Source organism: Clostridium carnis, assembly GCF_054657435.1.
This window is the reverse complement of sequence record NZ_BAAHYS010000001.1, coordinates 2,559,583-2,573,965: the sequence shown is the minus strand read 5'-3', so window position 1 is coordinate 2,573,965 and position 14,383 is coordinate 2,559,583. Positions and strand designations below refer to the sequence as shown.

Below are 14,383 nucleotides of genomic sequence, written 5' to 3'. Positions count from 1 at the left end.
AGAATATGTCCTCTTTTTTCTACTCAAAAAAATTTTTTATTCCATTTGAAATAACTTTAAAGAAAAATATTTCTATTAAGATAATAAATGCAATAATAACTAATAAATTTATTTTAAAATAAATAGCTGCTGAAGCTAAAAATGTATATAAAGCTCCTTCAATTATAATAACATCGCCAATCCAATTAGAGAATATCTTTTTATCCTTTATATCATTATATCCAAATTCACTAGAAAATATATAATAGCTTTCCATAATCATTTTAGCTATACTTTCATTTTTTCTAAATCTCATTAAAGCACCTAATAAAAATACTACAAGACCCCAAGTAAGCAATAAGTATTTAAAAACCATAAATCCCACCCTTTACTATTAACTATTTTCCACAACATTTTTTATATTTTTTTCCACTTCCACAAGTACATGGATCATTTCTTCCTATTTTCAACTCATTTACAACTATTTTATTTTTATTTTCTATTTCTAAGTATGTATGTCCTTTTAAACTCCATTTTTTTACAGACTTAGAAAGTTTAATTAATTCATTTACAAATATATTTCTTTCTACATCACTTTCTATTTCATAAGCATTTAAAAATGTTTCAATTGCTTCCTCTTCTGATGATTCATTTTTTATTGCTATAAAAAATGAGTCTATTTCTTCTTTTAATATGTTTTTGTCTATAACAAATAACTCTCCTATTACTTTTTCAAGTTTTTCCCCTTGTTTATTTGATTCTATAAAATCTGGCTTTGCAGCTTTAAATAGATCTCTTTTATCTATCTTTAAGTAATCTAATTCTCTATTTTCCTCTTGTTTTTCTAATATATATTCTGGATCCTCCACATCAATATGATAAGCCATACTTCCATCTACTTGATAATCTAATCCTAGCTCTTCACCATCTCTTATCAATTTTTCCAATTCATTTCCATCTAATTCATAATTATATCTTTCTAAAGCTAGATTTGAAAATTTATCAAAAGTTAAAACACCATAATAATAAACCATACCTGCAAATAAATTCATCAGTTCTGTATTTCTATTTGCTTTCTCTCTTAGGTCTTTATTTAACTTATCTTTTATTATATCATATATTTCATTTGGAAGAATAACATTAAGTTTTTCATCCACCATACCTGAAAACATTATTCCTCTATTTCTAAAATAGTTTGCATTTATAAGTTCTTTACAAGAATATATCTTTCTACCATTTAAGCTAATAAGCTCATCTATATATTCTACTGCATCTTTATCTAATAAGTTTAAAATAATATCTATATCATTAATAATACACTCTTTAACACGTTTAACTGCATCAGCTTTTTTTAAAGAAGTTATTCCCTTAACATTATATTTTGAGGCTATCTTTACAAGTTCATCCTTTGTCATTCTATCTAAATGATATTCTAAGGAAGAATTATCCTCCATGCTTTTCCACATTTTTTCTACTTTCTTTATATCAGCTTTTATTATATCTTCTTGTAATTTATTTATATCATTACTCAAAATTGTCACCTCTTTTTTTATTATAAAACACATATACCATTATATATGTTTTTTATTATTTGTGTATAAAAACATTAAAAATACTCTACAGTTTTTGTAGAGTATTTTTAAATATATATTATAGTATTTCTAATATATATTTATCTTTATTTATATCTATATTGCATTTCCCACCATTATTTAATCGTCCAAATAGTATTTCATCTACTAATAATGGTTTTATTTCACTATTAATAACTCTTATAATTTCTCTTGCTCCAAATTCTTTAGATATCCCCTTGTTTACTATTAGTTCTATAGCTCTATCTGTAAACATAATTTCTATATTTTTATTAGCTAACTTTTCTTTAAACTTATTTATTTCTTTTTCAACTATACTTTTTGCCATTTCTTTGTCAATATTATTAAATACTACTATTTTATCTAATCTATTTCTAAATTCAGGTGTAAATATTTTTTTAACTTCTTCTGTTATAGCTTCTGACTTAATTTCATCTCTTCCAAAACCCACAATACTTTTCCCTATATTTCTTGCCCCTGCATTTGATGTCATAATAATTATAACATTTCTAAAATCAGCTTTTCTTCCTTTATTATCTGTTAATGTTGCATAATCCATAACTTGTAATAAAACATTTAGAATATCATTATGTGCTTTTTCTATTTCATCTAAAAGTAATACTGAATTAGGCTTTTTTCTAATTGTATCAGTTAGTAATCCCCCCTCTTCATATCCAACATATCCGGGAGGAGAACCTATAAGTTTTGATGCAGCATGTTTCTCACTATATTCACTCATATCAAACCTTATTAATTCAACCCCTAAAGTTTTTGATAATATTTTTGCAACCTCTGTTTTTCCAACTCCAGTAGGTCCTACAAATAACATTGATGCTATTGGCTTATTTTCATCATTTAATCCAGCTCTAGACATTTTTATACATCTTGAAACTTCTTCTATTCCTTCATCTTGACCAAAAATATTATCTTTTAAATTATTTTCTAATTCCTTTAATGAATCTACTTCATTTTTTTCTACTGTTTGCTTCGGTATATTACATACCTTAGATATAATATCTTCAATTACTCTTCCATCAACTATTCTTTTATCTTCTTCACCTTTCCATACTGAAATATATGAACCGGCTTCATCAATAATATCAATTGCTTTATCTGGCATAAATCTATCATTTATATATTTATAACTTAACTTAACAGCTGTTTCTATGGCTTCTTTAGTATATTTTACATTATGGAATTCTTCAAAATTATTAATTATACCTTCTATAATCTTTATTGTTTCTAAAATTGATGTTTCCTTAACTTCAATAGTTTGAAATCTTCTTACTAAAGCTTTATCTTTTTCAAAATATTTTTTATAATCATCAAAGGTTGTAGCACCTATAAATCTAATTTTCCCCTCTAAAAGATACCCCTTTATTAATCCTGCTCCATCTAATGCGCCTCCATTTAAAGCTCCTGAACCTACTATATTATGAATTTCATCAATATAAACAATAGGATTTTCTTTATTGGCTATTTCATCTAATATTACCTTTATTCTCTCTTCAAAATCCCCTCTATACTTAGTTCCTGCTAATATAGCTCCTAAATCTAATGAAAATATTTCAGCATTTTTCAGTTTTTCAGGTACACTTCCATCTGCAATTTTTTTAGCTAGACCTAATGTGATTGCTGTTTTTCCTACCCCTGGCTCTCCAATATGAATTGGATTGTTTTTAGTTCTTCTACAGAGAATTTGAATTGTTCTTTCTATAATATCTTCTCTACCTATTAAAGTATCAATTTCATTATTTTTAACTTCGTTTATTAAGTTTTTAGAATAACTACTTAATGATACATTTTCTTTATTCTCTTTATCACTGTCTCCTTTAATTACAAATATATTACTCTTTAAAGATCTTTTTTCTACATCTTCATGAGAAAGATAAAAAAGTAAATCTCTTTTTGTTATTCCCTGTTCCTCTAAAAAATAAGTTCCATAGTTATTTTTTAGTGAATAAAAGGCAGCAATAATATGCTCTAATTCTACCGAGTTTCTCTCACTATATATTGCTTGCTCAGTTGCAATCAATAATATATTCTTTACTCCAAAACTCTCTTCTGGTTCATCAGTATCTAATCTATTTATATGTTCATCTATATAGTTTCTTAAATTACTTTTTAATTCATCTATTTTACCATTACAATTTAATATTGCTTTTCTAAACTTTTCATTGTCTAATGCACAATATAATAAGTGCTCTGGTGTAATAAATTCATCATTATTTTTTGTAGCTTCATTATATGCTTTAAGTAAGATTTCTCTTACTGATTTACTTATCTCCATTTTATTCCTCCTCTACAGTAAGTTTGAATGGGAATCCTTCTTTTTTCGCTAATGTCATTGCTTTAGAAACCTTTGTTACTGCAATATCATATGGATATATCCCTGCAATTCCAATCCCTGATTTATGGACATCTATCATTATTTTATTTGCTTCCTCTATATTTTTTCTAAATATATCAATTAATATAGCTACTACAAACTCCATAGTAGTAAAGTCATCATTATGCATTATAACTTTAAAGTGCTTTGGCTTTTTTATTTTTATTTTATTTTTTTCGATTATATTAGCATTAGTTTCCAAAATATCTCCTCCATATTTATACTTATTAAAATTATATATCAATTATATTATTTATCTTAGTATTTAATCAATATTTTATAAATTATCTATTTTACTTAAAAATTTAACATTTCTTTATGGACCTTATATCATTATTATCATATATTATTAAGAGGTGATTAATTTATGGAAAATACAAATTCTTGCAATTTTGAGAATATACCCTCTACAGAAGATAGTAACTTTACCCTTAAGGAAACTAATGAAATTTTAAAACAAGTTCCTAAAATTTTAAAACAAATGAAAAACATAATACTCTCTAATCAACAAAGCATTTCAATTTTAAAAAATGAAGTAACTAATTTAAAGTCTGATAATGAAAGATTTAGAAATGATATAACTCAAGTTCTATCTATAATCTCTGAAAAAATCTCCTTAATTGATAAGCTTGAAAATGATATTCAGGTTTTAGATCAAACCCTTGGAAAAAGAATAGCAGAAATCGAAGACGAATTAGTACTTACTGAACAAATGTCAACTAAAAGTTTAAATGAAGTTTTGAAATTTAAAGAACATTGGAAAATATAATAGGACTGTAGTTCTATCTACAGTCCTATTATTAGGATATAACTCTATTATTAGGCTACCTTGTTTTTATTACGTCTATATACTTTATTTCTTTTCTTTTTAAATATATATCTCTTCTTTATATAACTATAGAAAATATCTACTATAGTATGAAGTCCTGAGCCTAAAAAAAGTGAAATCCAAACTATAAACATTAGCTTTTTATTTTCATTGATAAATATAACTGTTCTATTTATTAAATAAATTGTAGAGAATTTGGTTATATTTAATGAGTACATAATAGCACTTATTAATAAGAAAATTATATAAAGATATACTATTCTTATTATTGGTCCTAATAAAATTCCATGTGAAAATATACTTCTATGAGAAATAAGCTTTTGATAAGGCAGCCAAATATATTTAATTTTCCCCCATCTATTATATTCCCTACTTTTTATATCTAAATCTCCTGAAAACATATATCCAGCAAAAATATATATTAAGGCGCCTATAACGGTAAATACTATTACTTTATTTAACGTGTTGTAAATTTCAATATTTACTCTAATTAAAATTAAAATAACAATTGGTAACATACCAACTGTTATTTTATCATGTGTTTTTCCTGATGCCATTTCATTTGTTACTCCTAAATTATAAGAATATATCTTACAATTTATTTTATCTTTAATTATTTAGTTTAAATAATATTTAATACATATACTCTTAAATATCAATTATTTTTCCTCTTTAGGACTAGCTGATATCATTCTAAATAAATCAACTATAATTCCTGGTAATTCATATTTACTTGGATACGCTAAATATCTACTTTTCCATTCTGGTCCAAATTTTTCTTTGTATTTCCTAAGTCCTTTAAATTTATAAATTCTTTCGCCATATTTATAAACCTCTTTAACTATTTTTTCTGATATATTTGAAAATTCATTTACACCTACATTAGATAATGGTGCCATTCCTAAGCTAAACTCTTTATATCTATTTTCCTTTGCCCAATTTATAATTCCTAAAAACAATGCATCCATTGCCCCATTAGGTGGGTTTTTTATTATCCTCATTAAATCTATAGCTAACCCCTCATCATTATACATTGGTGATAATGATGCAAAGCCTATTATATCATCTTCATATTTTATAACTGCTATAGGAGATTTATTTATATATTCTTCATTAAACCATCCCATTGAAAATCCCTTTTCATGTCTATCTCCTAACCATTCATTAGAAATTTGTAAAAGTCTTTTCATAACTTCATTTCTTAGTGGTGGATTTATAATTTCAAACTTCATATATCCTTTTTCAACTTTATTTCTTATAGTTCTTAAATCATTTTTACTTTTTCCATTTAAATTAAAATTATTTAAATCTATACTTGCTTCTTCACCAAGCTTTAACAGTCTATATCCATTTTCATGATATAAATGCAAATATTCTTCACTAACCTCGTAGAATATAGTAGCTATATCATATGTGTCAAAATATTTTCTAAAATCATTAATAGCCTCTCCAATTAATTGTTTTTCCCCTATTGGATCACCTAAAACAATAGCTTTATCTTTAAACATTTTATATGCTATAAGAACTTTATCTTCTTTATAATAGAAAAATGATTTATCTTTTAAATATAATAAGTGAGTTTTACTATTACCTTTATGTTTACATAAAAATTCTTCAAGCTTAATTAAATCCTTTTCCGTAGCTTTACCTACACTTGGTTTTTTCACCATAAATAATCTAAATACAAATGCGCTTAATGATATTATTATTAAATAATAAAATATTTTATAACCACTAAACATAAAGCTAGTAAGTTGTGCTCTATGATTCCCCATAGCCTTATGGTTAACTATACTTGTATATATTAAATCATAAATTCCACTTATAAATAAAATAGATATAAATAAAATAATTGCATTTTTTATCTTTATAGTAGAACTTTCTCTATAAAATCTATCTTTAGATAGATATATTAAAATTGCAGTAACTATAAGCCAAATAGCCCCTAGTATATTAACCCCTTTAATTAAACTTAAAGCTGCACCTAAGATTAATAAAACTAGTGTAATATAATATGATTGTTTAACTTTGCTTAATATTCCCTTAGAAAGTATTATTAATATTATTCCAATTCCCATTATTGCAACTTGAGAAAATTGTAACATAGGCATTGATAAAAATCTTCTAACCAGTTTAAATCTTTCTGCAACTAATGGAATTGCAGCTGATAATGTTAATATAAATCCACTTATAAATACAATAGTTGCTAAAGCTTTTATACCTAAATCATTTATAAGAGATGTCTCATCAAAATCTATAGTTTTCTTAAATTTCTTTACAATAAATTCTTCTATAAGGACAAATAATGAAAGTACCCATGGAATGGCAAAATAAAATATTCTATATATTAATACAGCTGATATTATACTTGTGTTGTCTACTGATAATAAACCAAATCCATAAATACAAGCAAGTTCAAATGATCCTAGTCCTCCTGGAATAAGAGTACATATTCCTATTGCAGTTGCTATAGAAAAAACAGCTAAGCTTTGGGATAAAGTAACTCCCTCTGCAAAATGTCCAACTATAAAAGAAAAGAATATTCCAGCTGAAGCCCACTCCAATATAGCAATAACTACCATATGTATTTTTATTCTTATAGGAAGGGTTATCGCTACATTCGACTTTAATTTCTCTCCAATTATCGGAATGCAATTTACAAACTTTCCTATTAACATATAGAAAGGAATATATAGTACTAAAAGACATGCACTAATTAAATAAATTGTATTATCTAATAAGAAAATAAATTTAAAGTTTAAAAGCATTAAACCAGATAATCCTGTTAAAGTTGTCATCCAAATAATTACACTAATACTTACTGCACTTAAAATATCTATTCCTTCATTTTTATAAAAGGCTGTTCTTAGACTGCCACCTGTTACTCCACCAAAACCTACAAAATTATTTGTTGTATTTGCAATCCATGAAATTTTAAACAATCTTCTTTTAGGAATATTCTTTATACCCAAATCTTTACAAAGTACAATGTCATATAATGTTGTTACAGCTACTGCACCTAGAGATAATACTAAAATCATCATTACTCTTTCATTAGATTCTCCCCTTAAGGTTTTTATAATCTCAATAATATTTAAATTCTTTAATTCTCCTTTTAAAAAGTAAAAAATAACTATAACAGCTATAATCTCTACTATAATTTTTAATAACTGCTTCTTATCCGATAGCAGATACTTCTTTAAACCTTCCATATTTTGATCCCCCTAAGAAATATAATCCTTTTGTTAATATTATGTCTTTTAATATTAATTACATGGCACATAACTCCAACAACTTATTTTCCCACAAAAAAGGTCTTATTTCAATTAAGAATAAGACCTTTTTTATTTATTATTTTACTTCCATGCTTCCTGTTACCTTAGATTTTTCACTTAAATGAAAAGATCCTTTAGCTTCTTCAGTTTTAAAGTATACATTTCCTTCAATTGTAGCATCCTCTAGTTTTACACCATTTTTTTCAATATATACATCGCCTTTAATAGTTCCACCTTCAATTTTAGCATTTTCATCTTTTATTATTAATTTAGGAGTAGTTAAAGTGTACGTAGCTTCTATTGTCTTATCTTCAGCTTTTTTATATAATGCTAAAACACGTGAAGTAGGAACCTTTTTACTTATATCTTCTTTATCAGCTTTATATAATCCACCTTCTAAAACTACATCTTTATTTGTACTTACATCTTTTTCTAATATTATAATCCAACTTTCTTTAGATGCTTTTTCTAAAGTTGCTTCATCAGTTACTCTTGATGGAGAAGTAACTACATCTGGAGCTTCATCTGTAATTTGTGGAGTTTTTTCATTATTTTGTACTTCTTCCTTAGTTGTTTTACCACACCCAACTAATAAAGTAACTCCAAGGATTAATGATAAAATAAGTGATCTAAATTTCATTTTAAATTCCTCCTTAATTTTCTTGCTCAAAAATAATTTACCCCTAAATTAAAAATTTATTTATTTAAAACTAAAAAAGGCAGATTCGTATTATACTAAATCTGCCTTTGTATTTCAGTTAATATTAAATATTCTTATAATTATATTTCTAATTACTAATTTTATTTTTGTGATGATTATATATATAAAATGGAACTCCTAGTAACATTAATATAAATCCCCACATTACAGTTTCAGCACCTGATCCATATATAGTCCATATTGTATAAACAAATGCTAATATTGGAATCAAAGATTTTTTTATAAATATTCTAAAGTTAAATTCTTTATGTCCCTTAAACATTAACATTATTTCTGCTGCTGCTGTTAGTAAATAAATTGGTAAAAATGCTAACGTTGCAAGTATTGTTATAAATGTAAATGCTGATACCATACTTTTTTGATAGTTCATTACTAAAAGTATATTTACTAAAATAGATCCTGTTATTAAAGCTTTTGCTGGTGTTGCATACTTTGGATGTAATTCTCCAAAGTATTTTGGAAATACTCCATCTTCCCCTGCTGCATAAGCAACTCTCGCTGTAGATAATAACCATCCTATAGTAGGTTCCTAATATACATACAATTACTGCTATAGTTAATGGTTTTCCTATTGATGTTCCTAATATATTAGTTAGTATATCTGTAAGTGGTGCTGAACTTGCTGCAAGTTTATCATTAGGCATAGCTCCCATACTAGCAATACTTATTAGTATATAAATAATAGATGCAATTAACATACCATAAATAGTACTCTTTTTTACATTTTTTTCTGGATTACTAATTTCTCCTGCCGTAACTGTAGCACTTTCAAGTCCAACAAAAGCCCATAAAGTTGAAGCTGCAGCTAATGGTACTGTATTTAATCCCTTTTCTGCTGGTAATAAAGGCATTAAATTTGATGAATCAAAATTTAAAAATGCTACTATTATAAATAATGCAAAAAATACTATTTTAAAAACAGTTGCAAAAGATTGAATCTTTCCTGCTTTTTTTACACCTACTATATTTATTATAGTAAAAATCCATAATATTGAACTTGTATAAATTATAGATATTATTGGTTTATTAAGAGCTGGTATTACAGCTGCACTATAACTAGATAATGCTACTATTATAGCCGCATTCCCTATCCAAGAACCATTCCAATAAAGCCATGCACTTAAAAAACCTACAAACTCCCCAAAAGCTTCTTTAGTATATTGATATGCTCCACCTGTAGCTGGATATTTAGAACCAAGATTTGCAAAAGAAATTGCTATTAATATTGATCCAATTGATGTAATTCCCCATGCTATTAATGTGGCAAAAGGCCCTGATACCTCTGCAAGAGTTGCCGGTAACATAAATACCCCTGAGCCTATCATATTTCCACAAACAAGCATTGTAGCCATAAATAAGCTAATTTCTTTTTTTAAATTATTGTTTTTCATATGTTTTCTTCTCCTATGTTTTAAGATAAAAAAATAGGCTCAAAGACTATTCTTCGAGCTTGTACTTGGTATAAAACTTTTACAAACACAAAGATAGCGCTTCACAATATTTATTGTGACAGTTTTGTATATATTTTATACAAACCCAATGTAAAATCTTAAAGCTTAAATCTTACACTTCGGCATCAATACCTTTTACATTATCTCTTCGTGCTTAACTCCTTAATGTTACTCTTTATTGATGCAACCTCTATCTTACCTATTATATTTTCACATGCTATTGTAACAAATATCTAAAAAAAGTCAAAGGCATTATTTTCAAGTATTTAATTTAACCCTATAATATCTTATAATTTAACTTCCAGCACTTTCATATACTCTTATACCACTTAACCAAATAAAATAAGCTACTATAATTGATATTAAGCTAACTACACAAGGTAAAATAACTCCTGTTTTAAAACTTCCCTTTCCTATAAAATAAGCGCCTGGAAAATATCCAGTAAAAGCAAATGGAATTATAAATGTTAAAATAAATTTAATTCCTGAATTATATATTTTTATAGGATATTTAGCAAAAGAACTTATTTGATATGCCATAAATAAATATGACTGTGCAAATTTAACCCAAAAAGCTAAAGAAGTTGTTGCGAGCTTTATAGCTGTATATATTAAAGTGGCACAAAAAACAGTAAAAACAAATAAAGTAACTACCTTTATATTATAATTAATTCCAAGTTTACTTGATGATATTCCAACTAAAGAAACTCCTATTATAATTTCCCCAAAACCATCTGGTTGAAAACTTTCTGAAATAACTTGAAATAAAGGATTTAAAGGTCTTAATAAATATTTATCAAATTCTCCCTTAACTATTGTTTTCCAACTAAATATCCATAAATAATCTGTAAATACATGATCTATCCCTCTAGGTATTTGAGCAAAACCATATATAAATAATATTTCATAAAAACTCCATCCTTCTAAAGTTGGTATTACATTAAATATAAGTCTAATAAAAATTACTCCTGTAAATTGTACAAGGATAAACCCAATAAGTCCTAATATAAAATCTGTTCTATATTCCATTAAACTTTTAATATATTGCTGCAAAAACTTAAAATATAATCTTATATATTTCCACATGATCTACCCTCCTAAAATAGTTAATTCTTTAATTAATGATTTCCACATACTTCTAGCTATAAAAGCTAAAACACAAACCCATATTAGCTGTATAAACATAGCATTTATACTTTCCATATATGTTAGTTTTCCTAAATAAATCATACTTGGAGTATAAATCATAGAGCCAAATGGAAGAATATTAAAAATATTTTGTAACCAATTTGGAAAGAAGGTAATTGGAATTAATGCTCCTGAAAGCAACTGGATTATAGCCTGCATAATTTGTGATAATCCCCACATATTTGTTATTTTAAAAGATAAAAGACCAAAGGCATAACTATAATAAAAACTAATTATAAACCCTAAAAAGATACTTATAAAATAAAAAATAATATTAAGTAAATTAATATTTCCAGTATATTTAAAAAACAAAAATGTAACTGCAAAAAATCCTATTATAAAAACTACAATAAAGTTATATAATAAATTTCCTAAACCTTCAAATAGCATTCTTTTTTCAAAATTTATAGGTCTAATTAAATTTATAGCAATTGATCCATCTTTAACTTCTCTGCTTATTAAATGAGCTACATCAGCATTTACTATTGCACCTGTAATAAAAGAAATAAGAACATAAATAATCATTTCATTAAGTGTAAATCCATTAATTATATCTACTTCTGAACTACTATATATTGCTTTCCAAAGATAGTATGTTACTGCAAGTATCATTAATTCTCCAAAGAAAAATATAATAGCATTAGCTCTATATGATAAATTTCTTTGAAAAGAATTTCTTGCAAATGTTAGATATGATTTTACTCCTTTAAACTTACTCATATCTACACCTCATTTCTATAAATCTTCTTTATAATATCCTCTATACTAGTTTCTTTTATTGAAAAATCTATTATTTCATAATTTTTCATTATGTAAGCTATTATTTCTGAAGATGACACTTTATTTTTATTAAACTTAATTATTAGCCTATTCTCGTTTTCCTTTAGCTCTAACTCTTCACTATTTAAATTAAACTTCTTATTAATATTCATATTAGATAAATGTTTTATATTTTTTATTTGAAATTCAAGCTTAGTTATATATCCATACTTTTCTTTTATTTCTGATAAGCTTCCATCATATAATTTTATTCCCTTATCAATAATAATAATTCTATTACATAATTCCTCTATATCATTTAAATCATGAGTTGTTAATATTATAGTTGTTCCATACTTTGTATTTATCTGTTTTATAGCTTGTCTTACATTTTCCTTTACAACTACATCTAGTCCTATAGTAGGTTCGTCTAAGTATATCACCTTAGGATTATGAAGTAATGCAGCTGCTAAATCTGCCCTCATTCTCTGACCTAATGATAAAGTTCTAACTGGGCTTAGTATAAAATCCTCTAATTCTAATATCTCATTTAAAAATTTCATCCTCTCCTCATAATCTTCTTTAGATACATCATAAATATCCTTTAATAAAGAAAAGGTTTCAGAAAGAGGTAAATCCCACCATAGCTGAGTTCTTTGACCAAATACTACACCAATATCTCTAGCATTTTTCTCTCTATTTTCATAAGGTATAACTCCATTTACTTTTACACTTCCACTTGTAGGTGTTAGGATACCTGTTATCATTTTTATAGTTGTTGACTTTCCTGCCCCATTTGCTCCTATATATCCTGCTACTTCTCCTCTTTCTATTTCAAAACTTATATTATCAACTGCCTTTTTAGTTATATACTCCTTTGAAAAAAAAGATTTAATCGCGCCTTTAAATCCAGGATACTTTTTGCTACTTTTAAATTCCTTTGATAAATTTTCAACTTTAATCAATGCTTTTACCTCCAGATGTAATTACTGTTAAATTCTATACTCCATCTTAAGACTGCATCATACAACTGTCAATTTATTCCTTACTATTTTTATATTTAACCTAATATTTTGGATAGATATACAAAATTACTTAATTTAGTTATTTATATAATTTCCTAAAAAAAAGCTATTCGGAATCTAAATTCCAAATAGCTTAAAAATAATTATTAATTAGCTGAATCTAAAACTGCTTGAACAGCCTTTACATAGTTACCAACTTTAATTGAAACTCCTGACACAGCATCAGTATTTCCTTCATCGTTAGTTAAAGTTACCTTTGAAAGATCAAAGTTATTATCAACTATAAATTTTTGTAATAAATCCATTTGTTCATGCCAGTGTTTAGCTTCATCTGCTTTCATAACATAAGTTCCCTCTTCAGAAGCCTTTCTCTTACTTGATCCATCTTCTTGTTTAATGTCTATAACAACATTTACTGGCTTTCCTTTTTCAAACATAACCTTAGTTTGAATCATATCTTTCTTTTTACCTGATGGATCATATTCAGTTTCTTGAGCTTTAGCACCAGTAAATCCAGTTTCTAACTCTTTTCCATCTTTAACTGAATTAATTACTTCTTTAACTGCATCTAAATATGGAGCAACTTTTATAGAAACTCCTGATATAGCATCAGTATTTCCTTTATCATTGCTTAAGTTAACCTTACTTATATCAACTTTATTTTCATTTAAAAAAGTTTCTAAAAGTTCAATTTGTTCATGCCAATGTTTAGCTTCTCCCTCTTTCATAACATATTTCCCATCTTCTGAAGCTGCTTTTTTCATTGATCCATCTTCTTGACGAACATCCATAGAAACCTTTACTGGTTCCCCATCTTTAAATTCTACTTCTGTAACTATTACGTCACCTTTCTTTACATCGTAAAGTTTTTCTCCTTTCTTAGTCCCAGTGAACTTTTGAGTAGATTCTGTGCTTGTACCTTTCTTTTCATCAGTAGGTGTATCCTTAGAACCACATCCTACTAATAAAGCCGTAGAAAGTAAACATACAGCAATTAGTCTTTTTGAAATCATAATACTTATCCCCCTTAATTGACTTTCGTCTATTTTCTTAAATATTATATAATACCTAAATAATAATTTTCAACATTTTTCGTATATTTTATTTGTTTTTGTCAATTTAAATTTATTTATTTTAACAATTTGATAACATTTAAAACTTTTTATGTACTTTTT

At 26.1% G+C, this 14,383-nt stretch carries 12 protein-coding genes, 1 pseudogene and 1 riboswitch; of the genes and pseudogenes, 1 reads left to right on the top strand and 12 read right to left on the bottom strand.

Annotated features, from left to right (window positions below; genetic code table 11):
- Positions 1-19: 19 nt before the first annotated feature.
- From ACYQ1T_RS12395 to ACYQ1T_RS12380, 4 genes are all read right to left on the bottom strand, one after another.
- On the bottom strand, positions 20-355 hold the full coding sequence (locus ACYQ1T_RS12395; RefSeq protein ID WP_459835213.1) for a hypothetical protein: 336 nt from the start codon (positions 353-355) through the stop codon (positions 20-22).
- A gap of 22 nt (positions 356-377) precedes the next feature.
- Positions 378-1,511 carry an SEC-C metal-binding domain-containing protein gene (locus ACYQ1T_RS12390; protein WP_459835211.1) on the bottom strand — a complete coding sequence of 378 codons (1,134 nt, stop codon included), beginning with the start codon at positions 1,509-1,511 and terminating at the stop codon, positions 378-380.
- Positions 1,512-1,629: 118 nt separating this feature from the next.
- Positions 1,630-3,861 carry an AAA family ATPase gene (locus tag ACYQ1T_RS12385; protein WP_459835209.1) on the bottom strand — a complete coding sequence of 744 codons (2,232 nt, stop codon included), beginning with the start codon at positions 3,859-3,861 and terminating at the stop codon, positions 1,630-1,632.
- A gap of 1 nt (position 3,862) precedes the next feature.
- Positions 3,863-4,162: an ATP-dependent Clp protease adaptor ClpS gene (locus ACYQ1T_RS12380; RefSeq protein ID WP_459835207.1), complete on the bottom strand. Its 300-nt coding sequence runs from the start codon at positions 4,160-4,162 to the stop codon at positions 3,863-3,865.
- Positions 4,163-4,327: 165 nt separating this feature from the next.
- Here ACYQ1T_RS12380 and ACYQ1T_RS12375 point away from each other — a divergent pair, with 165 nt between their 5' ends.
- Positions 4,328-4,729, top strand: a complete 402-nt coding sequence (locus ACYQ1T_RS12375; RefSeq protein ID WP_459835205.1) for a hypothetical protein — start codon at positions 4,328-4,330, stop codon at positions 4,727-4,729.
- Positions 4,730-4,779: 50 nt separating this feature from the next.
- On the opposite strand, the gene ACYQ1T_RS12370 is transcribed toward ACYQ1T_RS12375, so the two are convergent.
- From ACYQ1T_RS12370 to ACYQ1T_RS12335, 8 genes and pseudogenes are all read right to left on the bottom strand, one after another.
- On the bottom strand, positions 4,780-5,346 hold the full coding sequence (locus tag ACYQ1T_RS12370) for a metal-binding protein (protein WP_459835203.1): 567 nt from the start codon (positions 5,344-5,346) through the stop codon (positions 4,780-4,782).
- Positions 5,347-5,448: 102 nt separating this feature from the next.
- A complete protein-coding gene (gene mprF, locus ACYQ1T_RS12365; RefSeq protein ID WP_459835201.1) occupies positions 5,449-8,001 on the bottom strand; it encodes a bifunctional lysylphosphatidylglycerol flippase/synthetase MprF in 2,553 nt (850 codons plus the stop codon).
- A 139-nt stretch (positions 8,002-8,140) separates the two neighbouring features.
- On the bottom strand, positions 8,141-8,704 hold the full coding sequence (locus ACYQ1T_RS12360; protein ID WP_459835199.1) for a hypothetical protein: 564 nt from the start codon (positions 8,702-8,704) through the stop codon (positions 8,141-8,143).
- A 148-nt stretch (positions 8,705-8,852) separates the two neighbouring features.
- A pseudogene (locus ACYQ1T_RS12355) lies at positions 8,853-10,176 on the bottom strand (APC family permease).
- A gap of 86 nt (positions 10,177-10,262) precedes the next feature.
- Positions 10,263-10,437: riboswitch (Lysine riboswitch) on the bottom strand.
- A 93-nt stretch (positions 10,438-10,530) separates the two neighbouring features.
- On the bottom strand, positions 10,531-11,322 hold the full coding sequence (locus tag ACYQ1T_RS12350) for an ABC transporter permease (protein WP_459835197.1): 792 nt from the start codon (positions 11,320-11,322) through the stop codon (positions 10,531-10,533).
- 3 nt (positions 11,323-11,325) lie between these two features.
- A complete protein-coding gene (locus ACYQ1T_RS12345; RefSeq protein WP_459835195.1) occupies positions 11,326-12,144 on the bottom strand; it encodes an ABC transporter permease in 819 nt (272 codons plus the stop codon).
- A gap of 2 nt (positions 12,145-12,146) precedes the next feature.
- Positions 12,147-13,148 carry an ABC transporter ATP-binding protein gene (locus ACYQ1T_RS12340; protein WP_459835193.1) on the bottom strand — a complete coding sequence of 334 codons (1,002 nt, stop codon included), beginning with the start codon at positions 13,146-13,148 and terminating at the stop codon, positions 12,147-12,149.
- A gap of 206 nt (positions 13,149-13,354) precedes the next feature.
- The gene (locus ACYQ1T_RS12335; protein ID WP_459835190.1) at positions 13,355-14,221 is read right to left on the bottom strand and encodes a hypothetical protein; all 867 of its coding nucleotides are present in this window, start codon (positions 14,219-14,221) and stop codon (positions 13,355-13,357) included.
- Positions 14,222-14,383 lie beyond the last annotated feature (162 nt).